The sequence below is a fragment of the Isoptericola sp. NPDC057391 genome (assembly GCF_042668085.1).
GTDB lineage: Bacteria > Actinomycetota > Actinomycetes > Actinomycetales > Cellulomonadaceae > Isoptericola.
In genome coordinates this window covers 1-20,790 of sequence record NZ_JBHVBO010000059.1, presented here as the reverse complement: position 1 = coordinate 20,790, position 20,790 = coordinate 1, and the positions used below count along the sequence as shown (strand labels likewise).

General features: G+C 74.1%; 22 protein-coding genes and 4 tRNA genes. 13 read left to right on the top strand and 13 right to left on the bottom strand.

All coding sequences use genetic code 11. The features are described 5' to 3' along the window. Positions 1-164 precede the first annotated feature (164 nt). The 5 genes from ACFUVW_RS09970 (at position 165) to purM (ending at position 6,802) form a co-directional block, all read left to right on the top strand. Positions 165-539, top strand: a complete 375-nt coding sequence (locus ACFUVW_RS09970; RefSeq protein ID WP_430571168.1) for a sterol carrier family protein — start codon at positions 165-167, stop codon at positions 537-539. A 201-nt stretch (positions 540-740) separates the two neighbouring features. Beyond that, positions 741-3,551 (top strand): ExeM/NucH family extracellular endonuclease, encoded by a 2,811-nt coding sequence (locus ACFUVW_RS09965; protein WP_430571167.1) that lies wholly within the window; start codon positions 741-743, stop codon positions 3,549-3,551. Between the two features lie 43 nt (positions 3,552-3,594). Further along, the gene (locus tag ACFUVW_RS09960; RefSeq protein ID WP_430571166.1) at positions 3,595-4,041 is read left to right on the top strand and encodes a hypothetical protein; all 447 of its coding nucleotides are present in this window, start codon (positions 3,595-3,597) and stop codon (positions 4,039-4,041) included. Positions 4,042-4,089: 48 nt separating this feature from the next. Next, entirely contained in the window at positions 4,090-5,637 is a 1,548-nt protein-coding gene (gene purF, locus ACFUVW_RS09955; RefSeq protein ID WP_430571165.1) for an amidophosphoribosyltransferase, read from the top strand. A 58-nt stretch (positions 5,638-5,695) separates the two neighbouring features. After that, a complete protein-coding gene (purM, locus tag ACFUVW_RS09950) occupies positions 5,696-6,802 on the top strand; it encodes a phosphoribosylformylglycinamidine cyclo-ligase (RefSeq protein ID WP_430571164.1) in 1,107 nt (368 codons plus the stop codon). A gap of 132 nt (positions 6,803-6,934) precedes the next feature. Here the strand turns inward: purM and ACFUVW_RS09945 are convergent, their stop codons facing one another. After that, positions 6,935-7,135: a DUF3073 domain-containing protein gene (locus tag ACFUVW_RS09945; RefSeq protein WP_430571163.1), complete on the bottom strand. Its 201-nt coding sequence runs from the start codon at positions 7,133-7,135 to the stop codon at positions 6,935-6,937. Between the two features lie 398 nt (positions 7,136-7,533). On the opposite strand from ACFUVW_RS09945, the gene ACFUVW_RS09940 reads away from it, so the two are divergent. Then, entirely contained in the window at positions 7,534-7,740 is a 207-nt protein-coding gene (locus ACFUVW_RS09940) for a BldC family transcriptional regulator (RefSeq protein WP_079575713.1), read from the top strand. Between the two features lie 50 nt (positions 7,741-7,790). Here ACFUVW_RS09940 and ACFUVW_RS09935 read toward each other — a convergent pair whose 3' ends face one another. The 5 genes from ACFUVW_RS09935 to ACFUVW_RS09915 form a co-directional block, all read right to left on the bottom strand. Continuing rightward, positions 7,791-8,108 carry a DUF3618 domain-containing protein gene (locus ACFUVW_RS09935; RefSeq protein ID WP_430571162.1) on the bottom strand — a complete coding sequence of 106 codons (318 nt, stop codon included), beginning with the start codon at positions 8,106-8,108 and terminating at the stop codon, positions 7,791-7,793. After that, complete coding sequence (locus tag ACFUVW_RS09930; RefSeq protein WP_430571161.1) at positions 8,105-8,521, bottom strand: phage holin family protein; 417 nt, start codon at positions 8,519-8,521, stop codon at positions 8,105-8,107. Before ACFUVW_RS09930 ends, ACFUVW_RS09935 begins: the two co-directional genes overlap by 4 nt. A gap of 135 nt (positions 8,522-8,656) precedes the next feature. Next, positions 8,657-8,732, bottom strand: a tRNA-Phe gene (locus ACFUVW_RS09925). 50 nt (positions 8,733-8,782) lie between these two features. Then, positions 8,783-8,856 (bottom strand) — tRNA-Asp (locus ACFUVW_RS09920). Between the two features lie 149 nt (positions 8,857-9,005). After that, a tRNA-Glu gene (locus tag ACFUVW_RS09915) sits at positions 9,006-9,078 on the bottom strand. A 132-nt stretch (positions 9,079-9,210) separates the two neighbouring features. Between ACFUVW_RS09915 and ACFUVW_RS09910 the strand changes: the two genes are divergently transcribed. Further along, positions 9,211-9,555: a metallopeptidase family protein gene (locus ACFUVW_RS09910; RefSeq protein ID WP_430571169.1), complete on the top strand. Its 345-nt coding sequence runs from the start codon at positions 9,211-9,213 to the stop codon at positions 9,553-9,555. 74 nt (positions 9,556-9,629) lie between these two features. Here ACFUVW_RS09910 and ACFUVW_RS09905 read toward each other — a convergent pair whose 3' ends face one another. Further along, the gene (locus tag ACFUVW_RS09905; protein WP_430571160.1) at positions 9,630-10,820 is read right to left on the bottom strand and encodes a D-alanyl-D-alanine carboxypeptidase family protein; all 1,191 of its coding nucleotides are present in this window, start codon (positions 10,818-10,820) and stop codon (positions 9,630-9,632) included. Between the two features lie 284 nt (positions 10,821-11,104). Between ACFUVW_RS09905 and ACFUVW_RS09900 the strand changes: the two genes are divergently transcribed. After that, the gene (locus ACFUVW_RS09900; protein ID WP_430571159.1) at positions 11,105-11,680 is read left to right on the top strand and encodes an antibiotic biosynthesis monooxygenase; all 576 of its coding nucleotides are present in this window, start codon (positions 11,105-11,107) and stop codon (positions 11,678-11,680) included. A gap of 21 nt (positions 11,681-11,701) precedes the next feature. Here the strand turns inward: ACFUVW_RS09900 and ACFUVW_RS09895 are convergent, their stop codons facing one another. Together ACFUVW_RS09895 and ACFUVW_RS09890 are read right to left on the bottom strand one after the other, a co-directional pair. After that, positions 11,702-12,460, bottom strand: coding sequence for a glycerophosphodiester phosphodiesterase (locus tag ACFUVW_RS09895; RefSeq protein ID WP_430571158.1), 759 nt, complete (start codon positions 12,458-12,460; stop codon positions 11,702-11,704). 1 nt (position 12,461) lies between these two features. Continuing rightward, positions 12,462-12,534: transfer RNA gene (locus ACFUVW_RS09890), tRNA-Lys, on the bottom strand. A 283-nt stretch (positions 12,535-12,817) separates the two neighbouring features. Between ACFUVW_RS09890 and ACFUVW_RS09885 the strand changes: the two genes are divergently transcribed. Both ACFUVW_RS09885 and ACFUVW_RS09880 read left to right on the top strand, forming a co-directional pair. Continuing rightward, positions 12,818-13,102: a Fe-S cluster assembly protein HesB gene (locus tag ACFUVW_RS09885; protein ID WP_430561520.1), complete on the top strand. Its 285-nt coding sequence runs from the start codon at positions 12,818-12,820 to the stop codon at positions 13,100-13,102. A gap of 193 nt (positions 13,103-13,295) precedes the next feature. Then, a complete protein-coding gene (locus tag ACFUVW_RS09880; RefSeq protein ID WP_430571157.1) occupies positions 13,296-14,111 on the top strand; it encodes a DUF1206 domain-containing protein in 816 nt (271 codons plus the stop codon). A gap of 21 nt (positions 14,112-14,132) precedes the next feature. Here the strand turns inward: ACFUVW_RS09880 and ACFUVW_RS09875 are convergent, their stop codons facing one another. Next, entirely contained in the window at positions 14,133-14,879 is a 747-nt protein-coding gene (locus ACFUVW_RS09875; RefSeq protein ID WP_430571156.1) for a M50 family metallopeptidase, read from the bottom strand. Positions 14,880-15,061: 182 nt separating this feature from the next. Between ACFUVW_RS09875 and ACFUVW_RS09870 the strand changes: the two genes are divergently transcribed. From ACFUVW_RS09870 to ACFUVW_RS09860, 3 genes are all read left to right on the top strand, one after another. Further along, a complete protein-coding gene (locus tag ACFUVW_RS09870; RefSeq protein WP_430571155.1) occupies positions 15,062-16,525 on the top strand; it encodes a DEAD/DEAH box helicase in 1,464 nt (487 codons plus the stop codon). 73 nt (positions 16,526-16,598) lie between these two features. Further along, positions 16,599-17,003 carry a peptide-methionine (R)-S-oxide reductase MsrB gene (msrB, locus tag ACFUVW_RS09865; RefSeq protein WP_429736439.1) on the top strand — a complete coding sequence of 135 codons (405 nt, stop codon included), beginning with the start codon at positions 16,599-16,601 and terminating at the stop codon, positions 17,001-17,003. Positions 17,004-17,068: 65 nt separating this feature from the next. After that, a complete protein-coding gene (locus ACFUVW_RS09860) occupies positions 17,069-17,845 on the top strand; it encodes a tyrosine-protein phosphatase (RefSeq protein WP_430571154.1) in 777 nt (258 codons plus the stop codon). A gap of 82 nt (positions 17,846-17,927) precedes the next feature. Here ACFUVW_RS09860 and ACFUVW_RS09855 read toward each other — a convergent pair whose 3' ends face one another. From ACFUVW_RS09855 to ACFUVW_RS09845, 3 genes are all read right to left on the bottom strand, one after another. Next, positions 17,928-18,413, bottom strand: coding sequence for a MarR family winged helix-turn-helix transcriptional regulator (locus tag ACFUVW_RS09855; RefSeq protein WP_430571153.1), 486 nt, complete (start codon positions 18,411-18,413; stop codon positions 17,928-17,930). 111 nt (positions 18,414-18,524) lie between these two features. Then, positions 18,525-20,150: an MDR family MFS transporter gene (locus ACFUVW_RS09850; protein WP_430571152.1), complete on the bottom strand. Its 1,626-nt coding sequence runs from the start codon at positions 20,148-20,150 to the stop codon at positions 18,525-18,527. Further along, positions 20,147-20,623, bottom strand: coding sequence for a MarR family winged helix-turn-helix transcriptional regulator (locus ACFUVW_RS09845; protein WP_430571151.1), 477 nt, complete (start codon positions 20,621-20,623; stop codon positions 20,147-20,149). The genes ACFUVW_RS09850 and ACFUVW_RS09845 overlap by 4 nt, the downstream gene beginning before the upstream one ends. Positions 20,624-20,790 lie beyond the last annotated feature (167 nt).

The window sequence follows — 20,790 nt, the reverse complement described above, 5'->3', positions numbered from 1 at the left end:
GGATACGTCCGCGCGAAGGAGCCCCCGACCCACGCTCGTGGTTCGGCTCGCGCGCCCGTCCAGGGCCGCGGCCTTGGGGTGCTGGCGATGTTCGACGGCGGAGCGCTCGCGGTGTGCGCGTGCGGCTCCGCCGGCCGGTGGGTGGGGAGGCTTAGGGTGCTGGCGTGCCTGCGCGACGACGGACCGATCCTGCTGCCGGACGGGCGGCCGTGGCCGCGTGGCTGGGCGGCGACACCTCGCGACCCGTGGTGACGACGGCGGTGCGGTTCACCCTCGAGGAGCTGGCCGACGTCGTGCCCGGCAACTCCGTCGAGGTGCGGGTGCCGCCCGCCGGGGCGGTGCAGGCCGTGGCCGGGCCGCGGCACACGCGCGGGACGCCGCCCAACGTCGTGGAGACCGACGTCGAGACCTGGCTCGGGCTGGCGACCGGGAAGCTGTCGTGGGACGACGCCGTCCGTTCCGGGCGGGTGAGCGCGTCGGGGGAGCGGGCCGACCTCTCCGCCCTGCTGCCGCTGCAGGCCGCGCGCCCGCGCCCCTGACGGGTCTCCGCGAGGTGGTACGGGCCTCCGCGAGGTGGCCGGCGAGCGCGGGGCTGTCGGCGGGGTCCGCTACGTTCGGCGGCACCGGGCAGGCACGCATCCCGACGGCCGGACGACGACGTCCGGTGACGTGGGGTTCAACCATGGTTCACGCGGGTCTGCTGAGGTGACGTCACCCACGTCCGCCGCGAAGGAGCCACCGTGAGCCCTACCCCTCTCGCCCGCCACCGAGGACCGCTCGCGGCCGCCGCCGCGGCCGCGCTCGTCCTGCCCCTGGGCGCCGCCCTCGCCGCCCCGGCGTCCGCCGCCGTCTCGCCCGACGCCCCCGTCGTCGTCGACGAGGTGTACGGCGGCGGCGGCAACAGCGGCGCCGCGTTCAACCAGGACTTCGTCGAGCTGTACAACTCGACGGACCAGCCGGTGTCCCTCGAGGGCTGGTCCGTGCAGTACGCGTCCGCCGCGGGAACGTGGGCCAACGGGGCCCAGACCAACCTCTCGGGCGAGATCCCCGCGGGCGGGTCGTTCCTCGTCGCGCAGGCGCTGGGATCCAACACCTCGCTGCCCGCGCTGCCCACCCCCGACGTCACGGGGACGATCGCGATGTCCGGCACCGGCGCCAAGGTCGCGCTGGTGCGCTCGACGGACCGCCTGACGTGCGCGGGCTCCGCCTGCGCGGCGGCCGAGGCCGTCGTCGACCTCGTGGGCTGGGGCCCGTCCGCCAGCGCCTTCGCGGGCTCGGGGCCGGCGCCCGCGACGACGAACGCGACGTCGGTCGCGCGGCGGGACCACGCGCACACCGCCGACAACGCCGCGGACTTCGCGGCCGGGGCGCCGACGCCGACCGCGAGCGGCACCGACCCGGGCACGGGTCCTGGCCCGGCCGAGGACGCGACCATCGCTGAGATCCAGGGCACCGGCGCGACGTCGCCGCTGGCCGGCACGACCGTGAAGACCACCGGCGTCGTGACCGCCACCTACCCCACGGGCGGCTTCGACGGCCTGTACCTCCAGACGGCGGGCACCGGCGGCGACCCCGCGGACGACGCGACGCCGGGCGCCTCCGACGCCGTCTTCGTGTACTCCCGCGCCGCGGCGTCGGAGCTCGAGGTCGGCGACCACGTCGAGGTCACCGGCGAGGTCAGCGAACACTTCGGCCTCACCGAGGTCACCGCGGACTCGTGGACGACGCTCGACGAGCCCGGCGCCGTCGAGCCGCTGGCCACGGCCTGGCCCGCGACCGACGCCGAGCGCGAGGCCCTCGAGGGCATGCTGCTCGCCCCGCAGGGCGACTTCACCGTCACGGACAACTACGACACGAACTTCTACGGCACGGTCGGGCTCGCCGCGGGCGACTCGCCGCTGGTCCAGCCGACGACGGTGGGGCGCCCCGGCTCGGTCGAGGCGAAGCAGCAGGCCGAGGACAACGCGGCCCGCGCCGTCCTGCTCGACGACGGCGCGTCCGTCAACTACTCGTCGTCGGCGAACTCCTCCCAGCCGCTGCCGTGGCTCACCGGCGGCGACCCCGTCCGGGTCGGCGCCGCGGTGACCTTCACGCGGCCCGTCGTCCTCGACTACCGGTACGACGCCTGGGGCCTCCAGCCGCAGCACCGCCTCACGCCCGACGTCGCCGCCGACGTCCAGCCCGCCACGTTCGAGGACACCCGCGAGGCGGCGCCGCAGGACGTGGGCGGCACCCTGCAGGTGGGCACGTTCAACGTGCTCAACTACTTCACCACCACCGGCGACCAGCTGTCCGGCTGCCGGTACTACACCGACCGCGCCGGCGACCCGGTCACCGTCCGCGACGGCTGCGACGCCCGCGGCGCCGCCGAGGCCGAGGACCTGGAGCGGCAGCAGACCAAGATCGTCGCCGCGATCTCCGCGCTGGGGGCCGACGTCGTCGGGCTCGAAGAGATCGAGAACTCCGCCGCGTTCGGCAAGGACCGCGACCAGGCCCTGTCGGACCTGGCGGACGCGCTGAACGCGCACGACGGCGCGGGCACCTGGGCGTACGTGGCGTCCCCGGCGGACGTGCCGGACAGCGAGGACGTCATCCGCACGGCGTTCGTCTACCGCACGGCGGAGGCGGAGCCGGTGGGGGCCTCGCGGATCCTCGACGACCCGGAGGCGTTCGGCAACGCCCGCCAGCCGCTGGCGCAGGTGTTCCAGCCGGCCGGCGGGGTCGACGCCGACCCGGGCGACGACGTCGTGGTGATCACCAACCACTTCAAGTCGAAGGGCTCCGCCGGCCCGTGGCCCGGGGACGAGGACACGGGCGACGGCCAGGGCGCGTCCAACGAGTCGCGCGTGCGCCAGGCGACGGCGCTGGCGGCCTTCGCCGACGACGTCGCCGCGGACGCCGGGACCGACGCGGTGCTCCTGGTGGGTGACTTCAACGCGTACGAGCAGGAGGACCCGATCAAGGTCCTCACCGACGCCGGGTACACCGACCTCGGGCCCACGACGGGGGAGTACACCTACGCGTTCGACGGCGCCGTCGGCTCCCTCGACCACGCGCTCGCCTCGTCGGGCCTGGTCGACCGGGTGACCGGCACCGACATCTGGAACATCAACGCGTACGAGCCGGTGGCGAACGAGTACAGCCGCCACAACTACAACGCCACGATCCTCTACGACGAGACGCCGTTCCGGTCGTCGGACCACGACCCGCTGCTGGTCGGGCTGGACCTCGCACCGTCCGCGCCCGCGTGGGACGCCCGGGCCACCTACGGCAAGGGCGACCGGGTCGCCTTCGAGGACGGGCTGTTCGAGGCGCTCTGGTGGTCGCGCGGCGACCGGCCGGGGGCGTCGGCGTACGGGCCGTGGGCCGAGGTCGGGGCTCCGGTCGTGACGACGGCGGGAACCTTCCCCGCCTGGACTGCCACCTGGGTGTACGGCAAGGGAGACGTCGTCGTGCACGACGGGCACCGCTGGGAGGCGAAGTGGTACTCCCGGCACGACGAGCCGGGCGCGACGCCGTGGGGGCCCTGGAAGGACCTGGGAGCCGCCTGACGGAGCGGCCGTCGGGTGCCGGCGCGTGGCTTAGGCTCGAGGGGTGAGCAGCTCGACCCCCGACCAGCACGCCCCGGCACCCGACGGCGCCGCGCCTGACGGCACGCCGCACGACCGCGAGGCGCCGGCGGAGGACACCGCGGCGGCGCCCGCCGGCGCGACGGAAGCCACCGCGGACAGCACGGACACCGGTGCGGACACCAGCGCGGGCGACGTCGACGAGCCGCAGGACGTGACGCTGCTGGTCGACCCGGAGCGCGTTCGCCGCGCCCCCAAGTACCCGGTCTTCCTGTGGGTCGGCGCGCTGGTGGGTGCCGTCGTCGGGCTCATCTTCTCGACCTGGCTCATCGACGTGACCGGCGCCGCCGAGACCCTGATGAAGCCGGGCGTCTACGTCTCGGTCACCATCCTGGGCGGGATCGCCGTCGGCCTGGGCGTCGGCGGGCTGATCGCCGTGATCTCCGACCGACGGAGCCTGCGTCGCCGCTGACCTGTCGGCGCAGGTCGGCCGATCGGGCTCCTGTGGGATACTCGGACCATGCCCTTGCGCCCTGACGGCCGCCTGAACCATGACCTCATGCCCGGCGAGAAGGGCCCCCAGGACGCGTGCGGCGTCTTCGGGGTCTGGGCCCCCGGCGAGGAGGTCGCCAAGCTCGCCTACTTCGGCCTGTACGCCCTGCAGCACCGCGGACAGGAGTCCGCCGGCATCGCCACCAGCAACGGCGAGCAGATCCTCGTCTACAAGGACATGGGCCTGGTGTCCCAGGTCTTCGACGAGACGGCGCTCGACGCCCTCACCGGCCATCTCGCCGTCGGCCACTGCCGCTACTCCACCACCGGTGGCGTCACCTGGGAGAACGCCCAGCCGACCCTCGGCGCGACCGCGGGCGGCACCGTCGCCCTCGGGCACAACGGCAACCTCACCAACTCCGCCGAGCTCGTGAACCTCGTGGCGGAGCGCTACGGCGCCCAGCGCCGCGGCGAGCTCGCGCGCGGCAACACCACCGACACGGCGCTCATCACCGCGCTGCTCGCGGGCGACGCCGACCACACGCTCGCGCAGACGGCGCTCGAGGTGCTGCCGAAGCTGCGCGGCGCGTTCTCGCTCGTCTTCATGGACGAGGGCACCCTCTACGCCGCCCGCGACCCGCAGGGCGTGCGCCCGCTCGTCCTGGGCCGCCTGCAGCGCGGCTGGGTGGTCGCGTCGGAGACGCCTGCCCTCGACATCGTCGGCGCGTCGTACGTGCGCGACGTCGAGCCGGGCGAGCTGATCACGATCGACGCCGACGGCCTGCGCTCCGAGAAGTTCGCCGAGCCGGAGCGCGCGGGCTGCGTCTTCGAGTACGTCTACCTCGCCCGCCCCGACAACACGATCAACGGGCGCTCCGTGCACGCCTCGCGCGTGGAGATGGGGCGCACCCTCGCCCGGGAGCACCCCGTCGAGGCGGACCTCGTCATCCCGACGCCGGAGTCCGGCACGCCGGCCGCCGTCGGGTACGCCGCCGAGTCGGGCATCCCGTTCGGGCAGGGCCTCACCAAGAACGCCTACGTGGGCCGCACCTTCATCCAGCCGTCCGACACGCTCCGGCAGCTCGGCATCCGCCTCAAGCTCAACCCGCTCAAGGAAGTGATCCGCGGCAAGCGGCTCGTCGTCGTCGACGACTCGATCGTGCGCGGCAACACGCAGCGGGCCCTGATCCGCATGCTGCGCGAGGCGGGCGCGGCCGAGGTGCACGTGCGCATCTCGTCGCCGCCGGTGAAGTGGCCGTGCTTCTACGGCATCGACTTCGCGTCGCGGGCCGAGCTCATCGCCAACGGCCTCACGCCCGACGAGATCGGCCAGTCCCTGGGCGCCGACTCGCTCGGCTACATCTCGACCGAGGGCATGATCGCGGCCACCGAGCAGCCGGCGTCACAGCTGTGCGCCGCCTGCTTCACGGGCAAGTACCCGATCGAGCTCCCCACCGCCGACCAGCTCGGCAAGCACCTCCTGGAGCAGGCCGAGCTGCCGCTCGGCGCCCCGGAGGACGGTCTCCGCCAGGTCTCCGTGGGTGCCGGCGGCGGCACCGCGCTCGACCACCCGTGATCCACCCCCGCACCGGCCTGACAGCCGACCGACCGAGCCGACGAACGGTGAGCCCCACGTGACGAACGAACCCCTGACCTACGCCGCGGCCGGCGTCGACACCGAGGCCGGCGACAAGGCCGTCGAGCTGATGAAGGACGCCGTGCGCCGCACGCACGGGGCCGCCGTCCTCGGCGGAGTGGGCGGTTTCGCGGGGCTCTTCGACCTCTCGGCGATCCGCGAGTACCGGAAGCCGTTGCTCGCGACGTCGACCGACGGCGTCGGCACCAAGGTCGCGATCGCGCAGGCGCTCGACAAGCACGACACGATCGGCTTCGACCTCGTCGGCATGGTCGTGGACGACATCGTCGTGGTCGGCGCCGAGCCGCTGTTCATGACGGACTACATCGCGACCGGCAAGGTCGTCCCGGAGCGCGTGGCCGACATCGTGCGCGGCATCGCGCAGGCCTGCGAGGTGGCCGGCACGGCCCTCGTCGGCGGCGAGACGGCCGAGCACCCGGGCCTCTTGGCGCCCGACGAGTACGACGTCGCGGGCGCGGCCACGGGCATCGTCGAGGCGGACGCCGTGCTCGGCCCGGAGCGGGTGCGTGCCGGCGACGTGCTGGTCGCGATGGGCTCGAGCGGGCTGCACTCCAACGGATACTCGCTGGTGCGCGCCGTCGTGAAGCACGCCGGCTGGTCGCTGGACCGCCACGTCGAGGAGTTCGGCCGCACCCTGGGCGAGGAGCTGCTGGAGCCCACCCGGGTGTACGCCCGGGACGTGCTCGCGCTCGCCGAGGACCCGGCCGCACAGGTGCACGCCGTCACGCACGTGACGGGCGGCGGGCTCGCGGCGAACCTCGCGCGCGTGCTCCCCGCCGGCACGGTGGCGACGGTCGACCGGGGCTCGTGGGAGGTCCCCGCCGTCTTCCGTACCGTGCGCGAGCTCGGCTCGGTGCCCCGGCGGGACCTGGAGAACACGCTCAACCTCGGGGTCGGCATGGTCGCCGTCGTCGGTGCCGACGGCGCCGAAGCGGCGCTGGCGACGCTCGCGGCGCGCGGCGTGCCCGCGTGGGTGCTGGGCTCGGTCGAGGAGCTGGACCCGGCCGCGTCGGCCGAGGACCTGGTCGCCGGGACCAAGGGCGTGCAGGGCGGCGCGGTCCGCCTCACCGGCGACTACCGCTGACGACCGCCGCTGACCACCCGCGCGGGGAAGGGAGACCTCCCCCGCGCATGACGAAGGGCCGGACGGCTGCAGCCGTCCGGCCCTTCGCGCGCGGCGTCAGAACCCGTGGAGCACGGGGCCGACGCTGAGAGCTCAGCGCTCGTCGCCCCAGGCGTTGTATCGGTTGTCGTACTCGTCGTCGTCGGAGAAGCGATCCTCCGTGGCGACATCCGTGCGACTGCCTCCGCCGCTCTTGAGCTCCTGCTCGAGCGCGTGGTAGTTCGTCTCGGGGCTGTAGTACTTCAGCTCGCGAGCGACCTTAGTCTGCTTTGCCTTCTGACGGCCGCGGCCCATGGCTGAGACCCCCTCAACGTAGGAGCGGGGCTTGCGCCGTCCGTGACGGCGGCCCCGTGCGTAAGTAGTCTGTTCAGACCCCAACGGTACATGCTCGCGCGCCATTCCCTCCACTCCGCGACACGTGCCGTGCGCAACGACGGACGTCGGAGCGGGTGATCCTCGTCGGATCGTGTCTCAGGTCACGAGACCGATCGGTGCGCGGAGCGGTCAACGTGGGGTGGGGCCACCGGCAGAACGGACGCACGAGCACGACTCGGCCCATGCCAGGACGATCCGGGCGATTTCATCCGGCTCCCAAGTCGCCTCAATCCCGCTTTCTGCACACAATGGATGAGCGAGACCGTGTCCGCACACCGGGCGCCGCCCGGGCCGGTCCGTACCAGGAGGTGCAGGGGATGTCGCTCCACGGAGACTCCGAGGTTCTGCTGACGCCTGCCGAGGTGGCCAGCCTGTTCCGCGTCGACCCCAAGACCGTGACCCGCTGGGCGAAGGCGGGGAAGCTCTCGTCGATCCGCACGCTCGGTGGTCACCGCCGCTACAAGGAGTCGGAGGTGCGCGCGCTGCTCGGCGCCGCCTCCGAGGAGGCGACGCCGGACAAGTGACGCCGGACGTCTAGGCTCCCGGGGCGCCACGGCCGCCGGAGCGCGGGCGTTCAGCGGCGCCGGGCGCGGACGACGACGATCACGACCAGTGCCAGCCCCGCCGCCGCGGCGCCGAGGAGCACCTGGGCGTTGCGCTTGCGGCGCGGGTCGGTGGTGGGCAGGCCCCCGCCCGTGACGAAGGTTCCGGCGTCGCCGGCCGCCTGCTTGGTCGCCCGCGCGAGCTGGTTCGCCTGGTACTTGGGCGACATCCGCGTCGCGAGCTGGTCGAGGGTGGCGGCGAGCTCCGCGCGGGTACGGGCCACCTCGTCCTCGAGCTCGCGGGCCGTGGGGGCCGGGGTCCTGTTCTCGGGCGTCGTGGGCTCGGTCACCGGCGCACCCCCTTCTTGATCGTGTCCACGTCCTCCTTGACCCGGTCGATCGTCTCGGGCCGGGCGGCCGCCTTCTTGAGCTGGCGCACGGCGATCGCCACGGCGATGCCCGCGACGATCAGCATGGCGACGCCGACGACGAGCGCCGACAGCCAGAGCGGCCAGACGGTGGCGAGGCCGGTGATGCCGGCCCAGATGAGCACGCCCACCGCGTACAGCACGACGACCAGGGCGGCGGCGACGAGTCCGAGCCCGATGCCCGAGCGCTTCGCCTTCTCCGTCATCTCGGCCTTGGCGAGCGCGACCTCGGCGCGCACCAGCCGCGTGGCCTGCTCCGACAGCTGCTCCACGAGCCGCCCCATGGGGGGTGGCTGCTCGGCGGGCGGAGTGCGTCCGTCGTCCCAGTCCGTCATCGGCTGCTCCGATCCTGCGTGAGGTCCTGCATGAGGTGATCGTCCGTGCGGTCCCACTCAACCCGTCCCTGCTGGTCCAGGCAATTCCTGGCGCAAAACGACGAGACCCCCACGCTCTGGGCGTGGGGGTCTCGATGGTGGCTCCGACCGGCGTCGATCCGGTGACCTTTCGATTTTCAGTCGAACGCTCTACCAACTGAGCTACAGAGCCTGGACACGAACGCCCGGGCGCCGTTGCCGACGAACCGGGCGCATCATGCGCGACCCTGACGGGACTTGAACCCGCGACCTCCGCCGTGACAGGGCGGCGCGCTAACCAACTGCGCTACAGGGCCATGGTGGGGAGTGGACTCCCACCGAGGAAGCTCGTTTCGAGCCGAGAAGAAGCGTACCCCATGCTTGCCGGGATCTTGAAATCGGATCCTGACCAGCAAGGACGCGCCGTTTCGCGGGGCTGCCGACGCTGCCGGTGTCCCCGCGTACGTACCCCCAACGGGATTCGAACCCGTGCTACCGCCGTGAAAGGGCGGGGTCCTAGGCCGCTAGACGATGGGGGCTGGACCCGGCAAGCATACCCAGCCGGCCGAGGCGGTCCGTGCCCGCCGGTACGTGTCCGTACCTGCCAGTGCCCGACAGTGCCCCGACAGTGCCGTGCCCACCCGTGGGCGAGGATGGGACCCGTGGTGGAGATGACGCGCGAGGAGTTCGAGGACGCCGTCCGGGACGGCCTGGACCAGGTGCCGGCCGACCTGGCGGCCATGATGGACAACGTCGTCGTCCTCGTGGAGGACGACGCCCCCGCCGACGACCCCGAGCTCCTCGGGCTGTACGAGGGGGTGCCGCTCACCGAGCGGGGGCAGTTCTGGGCCGCGGGCTCGCTGCCGGACCGGATCACGATCTACCGCAACCCCACCCTCGCCATCTGCGAGGACCGCGACGACGTCGTCGAGGAGGTCGCCGTCACCGTGGTGCACGAGATCGCCCACCACTTCGGCATCGACGACGAGCGCCTGCACGAGCTCGGCTGGGCCTGAGCCGCCGGAGACGACGACGGACCCGCGACGCACGGTGCGTCACGGGTCCGTCGGATCGGGGTGCGGGCCGGTGCTCAGACCGGGCGGTACTCCCAGTGCCACGGCTCCGGCTTGCGGCCGTCGGCCTGGGCCCAGGCGGGGTTGTGCCACCCGAACTTCGCGGCGTTCTCGACCAGCCACTGGTGCTGGGCGCTCGAGCGCTCCTCGACGCCGCCGTTGATGTCGACGGCGACGCCCCAGCCGTGGTTCGAGTAGCCGGGGACCGCGGCCATGTAGCCGCGGCTCGCCTTGACGGCCACCTGCGACGCGTAGGAGCGGTAGGAGTCGCGGATCTGCAGGTGCTCGCCGAAGCGTGCCCGGTACGCGGCGTCGAGCCGCTCGAGCTGCTCGGCCGCGTCGCGACGCAGCGACTCGCCCGACGCGAAGGAGAGCCCGCTCAGGTCACCGGCCGCGATGCGACCGTTCTCGTAGCCCTCGGTGTCGTCCGCGAACTTCTTGAGCGAGGCGGCGGCCTTGCGTGCCTCGGCCGCCTGGGCGTCGAGGATCTCGCCCGGCGTCGCCGGGGCCGGCGTGATGCTGATCGCGCTCGTCTCGGTCTTCTCGACGAGGGTGGTGAGGTCCGCGGTAGCGGCCGCGACCTCGGTCGCGCCCTCCGCGCGGACGTCGAGCGCGGCGCGCTCGCCGGCGCGCGACGCCGCCGGGGCGTCGGAGCGGTCGGAGACCACCTCGCGCAGGTGCGCCGCGCTCCTCGCGACCGCCTTGCGCTGCTTGGCCGGGACGCCGCGCGACTCGGTCGTCACGTGGTCCGCGCGGGCCAGGGCCTCCTGCGCCGCGGTGAGCGCCTCGTCGCCGGACGGCGTGGCGGCGGCCCGGGCGTCCTCCGCCGCGGCCCGCGCCGCCTGCTCGTCGCGCGCGGCCGCGGTGTCGGCGCCTGCCGCACCCGACGTCGCCGCGGCAGCGGCCGACAGGGACGGGCGCTGGATCGCGGCCGAGGCGACCCCGTTCGTCTCCAGAGGGCCGAAGGCGCTGGTGCCGACCACGGACACCGAGCGCGCCTCAGGGGTCGCGGGCGCCGCCGAGCCCGTGTCGGCCACGGCCTGCGTGACGCCAGGGGACGTCAGGGCCATCACGGTGAGCGCGACGGGGACGCCCGCGCGCACGACACGGCGCCGGGAGCGGCGCGAGGCGGGGGCGGAAGAAGTGGTCCGGTCGGGGTGGTGGATGTCGCGGCGCCGGGGCAGGGGCGCAGGGGCGTGCTCGGTCACGAGAGATGGATCCTTGGGGTCGGGAGTGCGGGGAGCTCGAACCTGTCGGGAGCTCGCACCGGTCGGAAGCTCGTTCCATCTTCAACCGTTTCACCGGGTGCTCCGGGCCAACGAGGGGACCAGACGACACGAATCCCGTGCGGGCCGCGAGGACGAGGTGTGAAGGACGGGACATCCCGGTGAAACCTCGGGCCGGGCCCGGGCACGCCCGGATGGTGGGACGCGCCGTCCCGCACGTCCGCGTCGCCAGGCCCGGCCCACCGTCCGCGCCTCACCATGCTCGGATGACTTCCGCACCCGTGACCGTCGCGATCCACCGCGCCGTCAGCCCCGACCGCGTCCCCGAGGTCACCGCCTGGGTGCAGTCCGGCGTCCGGCTCGCGAACCGCTGGGACGGCTTCCTCGGCTCCGGCTGGATCCGTGCGTCCGAGGGGGCCGCGGACTGGATCATGCTCTACCGGTTCGCCGACGCCGCCCGCCTCGAGGCGTGGGAGGAGTCACCGGAACGTCGGCGCTGGCTGGCCGCCGGTGAAGGCCTGGTCGAGGAGCGTCGCGTCGAGAAGCGGACCGGCATCGAGGGCTGGTTCGACCCGCCGGTGCGGCAGGACGAACCCGCCGGGCCGCCGCTGCTGGCCGCGCCGCCACGCTGGAAGCAGTCCGTGGCCATCTGGCTCGGGTTCTTCCCCGTGAACCTCGTCTTCACCGTGCTGGTGGGGTGGCTCGTGCCGCCCTTCGCGGACCTGCACGTGGTGCTGCGGGTGCTGGTCTCGACGCTGGTGCTCACGCCGATCATGTCGTTCTGGGTGCTGCCGTGGGTGACGGGTCGGCTCTCGGGCTGGCTGCACGCGCCGCGGCGGTGAGCCGCGCCAGACGGCGTCCGGTCAGCGACGGGCGGAGACCCCCGCGGACGAGAGCCAGTCGCGCAGGGCGGCCGGGCGGTCGGTGATGATGCCGTCCACGTCGGCGTCGAGAAGCGTGCGCCACGTGGGCTCGTCGTTCGCCGTCCAGCCGAAGACGCGCAGCCCTGCGGCGTGCGCGGCCGCGACGAGGCCCGGGTCGTCGGCGACCAGGGCCGCCGACGGGCTGACGGCCGCGGCGTCGAGTTCCGCCAGCAGCGCGTGGAGGTCGTCGCGCGGCCGCTCCACCAGCAGGGAGCGCGGCACCTGCGGCGCGACGTCGCGCAGGGTCGCGACCGTCGTCGGGTCGAACCCCTGCACCACCAGCCGGCCCTCGAGCGCCGGGGCGTCGAGCACGCGCATCGTCACGGCGACGTCCTCGGCGGACCAGCGGCCCTTGTACTCGCAGAGGACGCCGAGGCCCGGATGGTGCCCGACGACCTCCAGCACCTCGGCCAGGGTGGGGATGCGCTGCCCGGCGAACTCCGGCCCGAACCAGGCGCCCGCGTCGAACGCCTGCAGCTCGTCCCGGCCGAGGCGCCGCACCTCGCCGGTGCCGTCGGTCGTGGCGTCGACCGTGCCGTCGTGGATGACCATCGGGACGCCGTCGGCGCTGAGGTGGACGTCGAGCTCGACCATCGCGGCGCCCACCTCTCCGGCGAGGTCGAACGCGGCCAGCGTGTTCTGCGGGGCGTCGGCGGACGCGCCGCGGTGGGCGACGACGGCCGGGCAGCGAGTATCCACGTGGGCCCCCAGGGGCTCGAACCCTGAACCCGCGGATTAAAAGTCCGCTGCTCTGCCAGTTGAGCTAGAGGCCCGCCGCCGTCCGCCCGGAGGTCGGTCGCCGGCTGCGGACAGCGTACGCGGGGCCGCGGGCGTCCCGTGCGCACCGGAGCGCGACGCCGCTCGGGACGCCGCCGGAGACCCCGCCGGGAGGTCACGATCCGGTCACGGAGGGCAACCTATCGACGCGCGGGGACGGCTGTCACCCGGGGTCTCACCCACCGGGAGATCTCGTCCCGATCGCGTCTCATCGTTGCGCCGGGCCCCCTCGGGCTGTTTCGGTGGACGGGTTCGCAAGGACCGACGAGAGGAGCGTCCATGCTCACCGTGACCGACAACGCCCGTACCGCCGTCGAGGACCTCGCCCAGCAGGCAGGAGTGCCCGACGAGGGTGGGCTGCGGATCGCGCAGTCCGCCGGCCAGCCCGGCAACTTCGAGCTCGCGCTCGTCCCGGCCCCCCAGCCCGACGACCAGGTCGTCGACGAGGCGGGAGCCACGCACGTGTTCGTCGAGGCGCAGGCCGCGCCGGCCCTCGACACCCTGACCCTCGACACCGACCCTGCCGCGCAGGGCCCGGGATTCGTGCTCACGCCGCAGGCGTGACGTCCGGGCGGACGGCTCGCCCTCCCGAGGGTGCGCCGCCCCCGCCCGACCGGTCCTCCGACGGCCGGGCACGGAGAACGCTCCGTGCCCGGCCGTCGTCGTGCCGGGAGCCTGTCGCGCGGAGGTGGCGGCCAGGGCGCCGGTGCGCCATCGTGTGGTGCCGCGACCCGCGCGGCACCGACGGAGGTGACCCGTGCCCGACCCCGCCCGCGCCGTCCGACGCTCCTCGCGCAGCGCGAACGACAGCGCCACCCTGCAGGCGCTCGCCCGTGCCGGCTACGTCGCGTCCGGCGTGCTGCACCTGCTCCTGGGCTGGCTCGCCGTCCGACTGGCGCTCGGGTCCTCGGCGGGGAGCGCCGACCAGCAGGGCGCGCTGCGCGAGCTGGCCGCGGCTCCCGGCGGGGCCCTGCTGCTGTGGCTGACGGCGGCAGGGTTCGCCGGGCTCGCCCTCTGGCAACTCACGGAGGCGGTCGCGGGCGTGCCGGGGACCGACACGGCGAAGCAGGTCGGGGCCCGGGCCAGGGCCGCGGCGAAGGCCGTCCTCTACGGCGTGCTGGCCGGCACCGCCGTCCGCGTCGCCACCGGGTCGTCGGGCGGCGGCTCCGAGGAAGGGCTCACCGCCGACCTCATGCGCGCCCCCGCGGGCCGGTGGCTCGTCGCGGCGGTCGGTGCCGTGCTCGTCGGGGTCGGCGTCTTCCACGTCGTCAAGGGCTGGCGCCGGTCGTTCCGCGAGGACCTGCGAGGGACCGGGGGCGGCGCCGCCGGGCGGGCGGTGGTGCGGCTCGGCCAGGTCGGCTACGTGGCCAAGGGGATCGCGCTCGGTATGCTCGGCGGGCTCTTCGCGGCGGCCGCCGTCACGGCCGACCCGGAGAAGGCGGGCGGCCTGGACGACGCGCTGCGCACGATCCGGGAGCAGCCGTTCGGGGTGGTGCTGCTCGTCGCGACGGGCCTGGGCATCGCGGCCTACGGCGTCTACTCGTTCGCCCGCGCCCGGTACGCGCGCCTCTGACGCGCCGGTCGGGCCCGGCCCTCAGGCTGCCGGCTCCACGATCCACGTCGCGCCGAGGACCAGGCAGCCGACGGTGACGAGCAGGAACACCACGACCCACAGGATGCCGGTCGTGCGGGTCAGTGTCGCGAGCTGGTCGGCGTCGGACCGTCGCGCGCGGCCCCGGGACCGCTGGGCCTGGAGCTCGAGCACGGGCCGCACGGACCCGATCAGCAGGAACCACGTCACCGCGTAGGCGACGGTCGCCTGCGCGGCCGGCTCGAGCCACCACGAGACGGCGACGAGCGCGGCGCCGGAGACCAGGATCGACCAGAGGCCGAACCAGTTGCGGATCTTCAGCAGCAGGAGCGCGAGCAGCAGCACGAGCAGCCACAGCAGCCCCACCGCGTAGCCGTGCCGCAGCAGCCAGGCGGCGCCGAGCCCCAGCAGGCCGGGGCCGACGTACCCCGCGAACGCCGTGACGATCATCCCGAACCCGCGCGGCCGGCCGGCGGACACGGTGAGCCCGGAGGTGTCGGAGTGCAGCCGGATGGCGTCCAGCCGCCGCCCGGTGACCATGGCGGCGACGGCGTGCGCGCCCTCGTGCGCGATCGTCACGACGTGCCGCGCCACCCGCCACACCGGGGTCACGAGCACGACGGCGAGCGCGGCGAGGCCCGCGGCCAGCACCACCGGCTGCGCCGGCGGCGGCACGGGGGTGGTGGCGGCCGTCCAGATCTGCGTCAGCACGTCGCCGACGGTCGCGAGGAAGTCGTCCACGGCGGCCATTCCACCACGTGCCCCTGGGTGCCCTCTCAGCTGCGTGGCTGTCGACCCGGGCTCCTGTCGTGAGACAATGGGGACAGGCGGCTGCGCGTTGCGCGCCCCGCGTCGTGGAGATCCCCCCGGATTGCGTGCGGCGGACCCCGACCCCGACGTCTGAGACGTCCGAGCCCGAGAGGCCCCCTTTCTTGACTACCTTCGCCGACTTCGGCCTGCCCGCCCCTGTCGTCCGCCAGCTGACGGACCAGGGCATCACCACCCCCTTCCCGATCCAGACGGCGTCGCTGCCGGACACGCTGGCCGGCACCGACGTGCTCGGCCGCGGCCGCACCGGCTCCGGCAAGACGCTCGCGTTCTCGCTGCCCGTCGTGACGCGGCTCGCGACGTCGGCCGCGAAGGCCGCGGCCGCCGGCCGACCGCGCCGTCGCCCCGGCCGTCCGCGCGCCCTCGTGCTCTGCCCGACCCGCGAGCTCGCCAACCAGATCAACGCCACGATGGAGCCGCTCGCCCAGGCCCTCGGCCTCGTGACGACCACCGTCTTCGGCGGCGTCGCCCAGTCCCGCCAGGTCACGGCGCTGAACTCCGGCGTCGACGTCCTCATCGCGTGCCCGGGCCGCCTCGAGGACCTGCTCGGCCAGAAGCACCTGACGCTCGACGACGTCGAGATCACCGTGCTCGACGAGGCCGACCACATGGCCGACCTCGGCTTCCTGCCCGGCGTGAAGCGGATCATGGACCGCACGCCCACCGTGGGCCAGCGCCTGCTGTTCTCGGCGACGCTGGACAACGGCGTCGACGTGCTCGTGAAGCGCTACCTCAAGAACCCCGTGACGCACTCCGTGGACGAGGCCGCGGCCCCGCCGCCGCAGATGACGCACCACATCCTCGCCGTCGCCGACGCCGACGCGAAGAAGCACGTGGTGCACGCGCTCGCGTCCGGCACCGGCCGCCGCGTGCTGTTCACCCGCACCAAGCACCAGGCGAAGAAGCTCGCCAAGCAGCTCACGGGGGCGGGCGTGCCCGCCGTCGACCTGCACGGCAACCTCGGCCAGGGCGCGCGTGAGCGCAACCTCGCGGCGTTCTCCTCCGGGGACGTCAAGGTGCTCGTCGCCACCGACATCGCCGCCCGCGGCATCCACGTCGACGACGTCGAGCTCGTCGTGCACGTGGACCCGCCCGCCGAGCACAAGGCGTACCTGCACCGCTCGGGCCGCACGGCCCGCGCCGGGTCCGGCGGCGACGTCGTCACCGTGATGCTGCCCGAGCAGCGCGGCGACGTCCGCGACCTCACGCGCAAGGCGAAGATCGACGCCCGCCCGCGGCCCGTGGCCCCGGGCGACGCGACCGTCACCGCGCTGGTCGGCGAGGTCGCGCCGTACGTGACGCCGCCCGCTCCGGCGGCGCCCCCGCAGCCGCAGCGCCGCAAGGGCGGCGGCCAGCGCGGCCGGGCGTCCCACGGCGAGGCACAGCGCGGCGAGGCACAGCGCGGCCAGGGACAGCGCGGCCAGGGTCAGCGGACGCAGGGGCAGCCGGCGTCCTCCGGCGGCCACGCCGCGCAGGCGGTTCGCGCCGACGGCTCCGCGCCGGCGCGGCGTCGCCGCCGCCGTGGCGGTCGTGGCCGCGGACAGGGCGGCGCGGCGCCCGCGGCCTGAGCCGGCCGAGCGTCCGGAGGGCGGGGCGGAACAGGCCCGCCCCGGTTCGGGTTGAGCACGACGGAGGTGTCAGATGACGTACGAAGTCACCAAGTCCGACGAGCAGTGGAAGGTCGAACTGAACCCGCAGGAGTTCGCCGTGCTGCGGCAGGCGGGCACCGAGCGGCCCTGGACCGGTGAGCTGCTCGACGAGAAGCGCGTCGGCGTCTACCGCTGTCGCGCGTGCGGCAACGAGCTGTTCCGCAGCGAGACCAAGTTCGACTCGCACTGCGGCTGGCCGTCGTTCTACACGCCCCTCGCCGGCGACGCCGTCGAGCTGCTCGAGGACCGGTCGCACGGCATGGTCCGCACCGAGGTGCGCTGCGCGCGGTGCGGCTCGCACCTGGGGCACGTCTTCGACGACGCGCCGCAGACGCCCACGGGCGACCGGTTCTGCATGAACTCGCTCAGCCTGACGTTCGAGCCCGCCGAGGGCTGACGCCCGGCCCGTCGTGCCCCGCCCGCAGCGCGCCTCGCGGCCGGGGCGCGGCTAGGGTCGGTCGGGTGACCGACTCCGCGCCCACCGCGCCGTCCGTGGCCGACGCCGTCGCGGCCTGGACCGCCACGCCGGCGTCCGTGCCCGACCACCTCGTCAACCTGCGCGACGTCGCGACGGCCGCCCCGGGCCTGGTGCCCGGGGCGTTGCTGCGTTCCGACGCGCCCCGCTCGGGCGACGTCGCCCCCGCCGACGTCGCGTGGCCGCCGCGCACGGTGCTCGACCTGCGCGACCCGGGGGAGAACGGCGAGCCGCACCCGCTGACGGACGTGGCGCGGGTGGTGCCGCTACCGCTGCTGGACGGGACGGCGATGCAGGGCGCCACCGCGCCGGCGCCCGTCCCCGGCCTCGGGGAGCTGTACCTGCAGATGCTCGACGGCGCGGGTGCCGACCACCTCGTGGAGGCGGTGCGGCTGATCGCCGTCGACGACGCGCCGGTGCTCGTGCACTGCACCGCCGGCAAGGACCGCACGGGGGTGACCGTCGCGCTGGTGCTGTCCCTGCTGGGCGTCGACCGGGCCGCGATCGTCGCGGACTACGAGCGGACCGGCCCCCACATGGCCCAGGTGCTGGCGCGCGCCGCCGTCACGGCGAACCTCGCCGTCCCCGACGCGCACGTGCTGGCGAGGCTGCCGCCCGAGCTCGTCACCGCGCCGGGCTGGGCGATCGAGACGGTGCTCGACCGGTTCGCCGAGCACGACGACGGCGCCCCGGGCTGGTTCCGCGCGCACGGCGGGAGCGCGGCGACCCTGGACGCGCTGCGGGCACGCCTCGTCGAGGGCTGAACCGGCCCGGGTACGGGTCGAGCCTGCCGGGAGGAAGGTCCCGACAGGCTCGTCCGGCGCGCTGTCTCAGGCGGACGGCGGCTCAGGAGCGCGTGTCCCGCCAGCGGACGAAGTCCTCCGAGTAGCGGTGCAGCAGCGTCGCGAGCTGCGAGACGTCGGCCTCGTCCCAGTCGCCGAACGCGTCCTTGTACATCTCGACGCGGCGGTCGCGCGCCCGCGCGAAGCGCTGGGCGCCGTCGGGGGTCAGCGTGATCCGCTGGCCCCGGGTGTCCTCCGGGTCCACCTCGCGTTGGACGAGCCCCAGCTCGACGAGGCGGCTGAGCTGCCGGGAGACGGTGGCGCGGCCGACGCCGAAGTGGGCGGCGAGGTCGGAGCCGCGGATCCCGGGGTGGGAGTCGATGTGCGCGAGGATCGGGTACGCCGACGCCTCGAGCTCGGGGTGCACCCGCCGGGCGGTCTGCGCCGCCGACGACTGGGCGCGACGGATCAGGACCCGGATCTCGCGTTCGAGAGCACCGAACGGGTCGGTGGCCGGGTCGGGAACTGGCTGAGCGGCTGCGTCGTGCATGCGCCCATCATGAGGCTTCGCCGGGGCAAACGGGAGTGCCCTAGCAGGCGAAGTTGGACCCGGACGGGGCCTCAGCGGGTGAAATCGGCCCCGTCCGGGTGCCGGGCCGCGTCAGGCCCGGTCGGCGACGGGTGCGGCGACGGGCTGCTCGCCCGCCTGCTCCTCGTCGAGCACCTGCTCGATGCCGGAACGCTGCCCCAGCGGGATCTCCTTGATGAAGAGCACCGCGATCAGCGAGACGACGGCCATCGGGACGGCGTACAGGAAGATCGTCGTGATGCCGTCGGAGTAGGCCGACTCGACCACCGTCTGCACCGGGGCGGGCAGGGCGGCCAGGTCCGGCACCGCGCCGGAGCCGGCGCCCATGGCGTCGGAGGCGATGCCGAGCTTCGCGAGGCCGGTGGACAGGTCCGTCTTGACCTGCGCGGCCATCACGGCACCCAGGGCCGAGACGCCGATCGCGCCGCCCAGTGAGCGGAAGAACGCGACGCCGGAGGTGCCGGCGCCCATCTCATGCACGTCGAGCGTGTTCTGGGTGGCGAGCACCAGGTTCTGCATCAGGGCACCGACGGAGAGGCCCAGGCCGAACAGGTAGACCGAGATGACGACGAAGCTCGTGTCGACCTCGATGGTCGACAGGCCGAACAGCGACGCGGTCAGGACGACGGCGCCGCCCACCATGATCGCCTTGTACCGGCCCGTGTTGGAGATGATCCGGCCGAGCACGATGCCGGCGAGCATCGTGCCAACCACCATCGGGATGGTGAGCAGGCCGGACTCGGTCGGCGTCTTGCCGCGGGCGAGCTGGAAGTACTGGCTGAGGAAGACCGCGGTGCCGAACATCGCGACGCCGACGGACGCCGAGGCGACCACCGCGAGCACGAACGTGCGGTTCTTGAACAGGTGCAGCGGGATGATCGGCTCGGCGGCGTTCTTCTCGACGAAGCCGACGACGACGAGCGCCAGCAGGGCGCCACCGACCATCGCGCCGGTCTGCCACGACAGCCACTCGAACTGGTCGCCGGCGAACGTGACCCACAGGAGCAGCAGCGCGACGGCGACGGCGATGAGGCCGGCGCCCGCGTAGTCGATCTTCACCTCGCGCCTGGCCAGCGCGGGCAGGTGCAGCGTCTTCTGCAGCACGATGAACGCGGCGACGGCGAACGGGACGCCGACGAAGAACGTCCAGCGCCAGCCGACCGAGTCGGTGAGCACGCCGCCGAGCAGCGGACCGCCGATCTGCGCGACGGCCATGACGCCGCCCATGAGGCCCATGTACTTGCCGCGCTCACGCGGGCTGATGATGTCGGCCATGAGCACGGTCGCGAGCGCGGTGAGGCCGCCCGCGCCGATGCCCTGCAGCGCGCGGAAGCCGATGAGCATCTCGATGTTCTGCGACAGGCCGGCCGCGGCGGCCGAGACCACGGTGATGGCCAGCGCGACCTGCATGAGGACCTTGCGGTTCGTGAGGTCGGCGAGCTTGCCCCACAGCGGGGTCGAGATGGTCATCGTCAGCAGCATCGCGGTGACGACCCAGGTGTAGGAGTGCTGGGAGCCGCCGAGCTCGCTGACGATCTTCGGCAGCGACGTCGAGACGATGGTGGTGGCCAGCAGCGAGACGAAGACGCCGAGCAGGATGCCCGAGAGGGCCTCGAGCACCTCGCGGCGGGTCATCGCCGGGGCGGGCGTGGCGGAGAGGTCCGGCGCGGAGTGCGCCGGGCTGGGGGTCTGACTCATCGTGCGGGGATCTCCTCCTGCGCGGTGGCGCGGTCGTGGGTCGTGGTGAGGGCGGCCGCGACGCTGCGGATCCGGGTGGTGGCGTCCGCGAGGTCCTGCTCCGACCAGTCGGAGAAGGCCTCGGAGACGAGGTCGTCGATGCGCGCGAAGGACGACTCGGCGAACTCGCGGCCGGCGTCCGTCAGGGCGAGGTACCGGGCGCGCCGGTCGTCGTCGTCCACCGTGCGCTCCACGAAGCCGGCGTCGACGAGGGCGCTGACCTGGCGGCTCGCGACCGACACGTCGACGCGGAGCTTTGCCGCGACGTCGGTGATCTGGACGCGCCCGCACCGCGTGAGCAGGTGCAGGGCCCCGAGCCCCGCCCGGGGGAGGTCCAGGTCGCGCGCCACGCGCATGGCGGCCTCGCGCTGCGCGCGGGCGAGCTCCTCGAGCGTCTCGAGGAGCTCGCGGGCCGCGGTGCGGGGAACGGGCATGACAGGGCCTTTGCAGAAGAGGGTGGGCGCTCGGGGCCGTCGGCCGGAGCGGAGCGGCCCGGGACCTGGGCCGACTTGTTGCAGGAAGCAAACATACGCCTGGTGCTTGCAGCAAGCAAGTGTCCTGGTGGAGAGGCCTCACCGCGTGCACGACGACGGCCCGCGAC

What these genes read in the sequence shown, in the direction of transcription:
- ACFUVW_RS09845 (WP_430571151.1), bottom strand. Translation starts at nt 20,623, where the DNA reads ATGCCCGTTCCCCGCACCGCGGCCCGCGAGCTCCTCGAGACGCTCGAG.
- ACFUVW_RS09850 (WP_430571152.1), bottom strand. Translation starts at nt 20,150, where the DNA reads ATGAGTCAGACCCCCAGCCCGGCGCACTCCGCGCCGGACCTCTCCGCC.
- ACFUVW_RS09875 (WP_430571156.1), bottom strand. Translation starts at nt 14,879, where the DNA reads ATGGCCGCCGTGGACGACTTCCTCGCGACCGTCGGCGACGTGCTGACG.
- ACFUVW_RS09945 (WP_430571163.1), bottom strand. Translation starts at nt 7,135, where the DNA reads ATGGGCCGCGGCCGTCAGAAGGCAAAGCAGACTAAGGTCGCTCGCGAG.
- ACFUVW_RS09940 (WP_079575713.1), top strand. Translation starts at nt 7,534, where the DNA reads ATGTCGCTCCACGGAGACTCCGAGGTTCTGCTGACGCCTGCCGAGGTG.
- ACFUVW_RS09910 (WP_430571169.1), top strand. Translation starts at nt 9,211, where the DNA reads ATGACGCGCGAGGAGTTCGAGGACGCCGTCCGGGACGGCCTGGACCAG.
- purF (WP_430571165.1), top strand. Translation starts at nt 4,090, where the DNA reads ATGCCCTTGCGCCCTGACGGCCGCCTGAACCATGACCTCATGCCCGGC.
- ACFUVW_RS09885 (WP_430561520.1), top strand. Translation starts at nt 12,818, where the DNA reads ATGCTCACCGTGACCGACAACGCCCGTACCGCCGTCGAGGACCTCGCC.
- ACFUVW_RS09930 (WP_430571161.1), bottom strand. Translation starts at nt 8,521, where the DNA reads ATGACGGACTGGGACGACGGACGCACTCCGCCCGCCGAGCAGCCACCC.
- ACFUVW_RS09855 (WP_430571153.1), bottom strand. Translation starts at nt 18,413, where the DNA reads ATGCACGACGCAGCCGCTCAGCCAGTTCCCGACCCGGCCACCGACCCG.
- ACFUVW_RS09900 (WP_430571159.1), top strand. Translation starts at nt 11,105, where the DNA reads ATGACTTCCGCACCCGTGACCGTCGCGATCCACCGCGCCGTCAGCCCC.
- msrB (WP_429736439.1), top strand. Translation starts at nt 16,599, where the DNA reads ATGACGTACGAAGTCACCAAGTCCGACGAGCAGTGGAAGGTCGAACTG.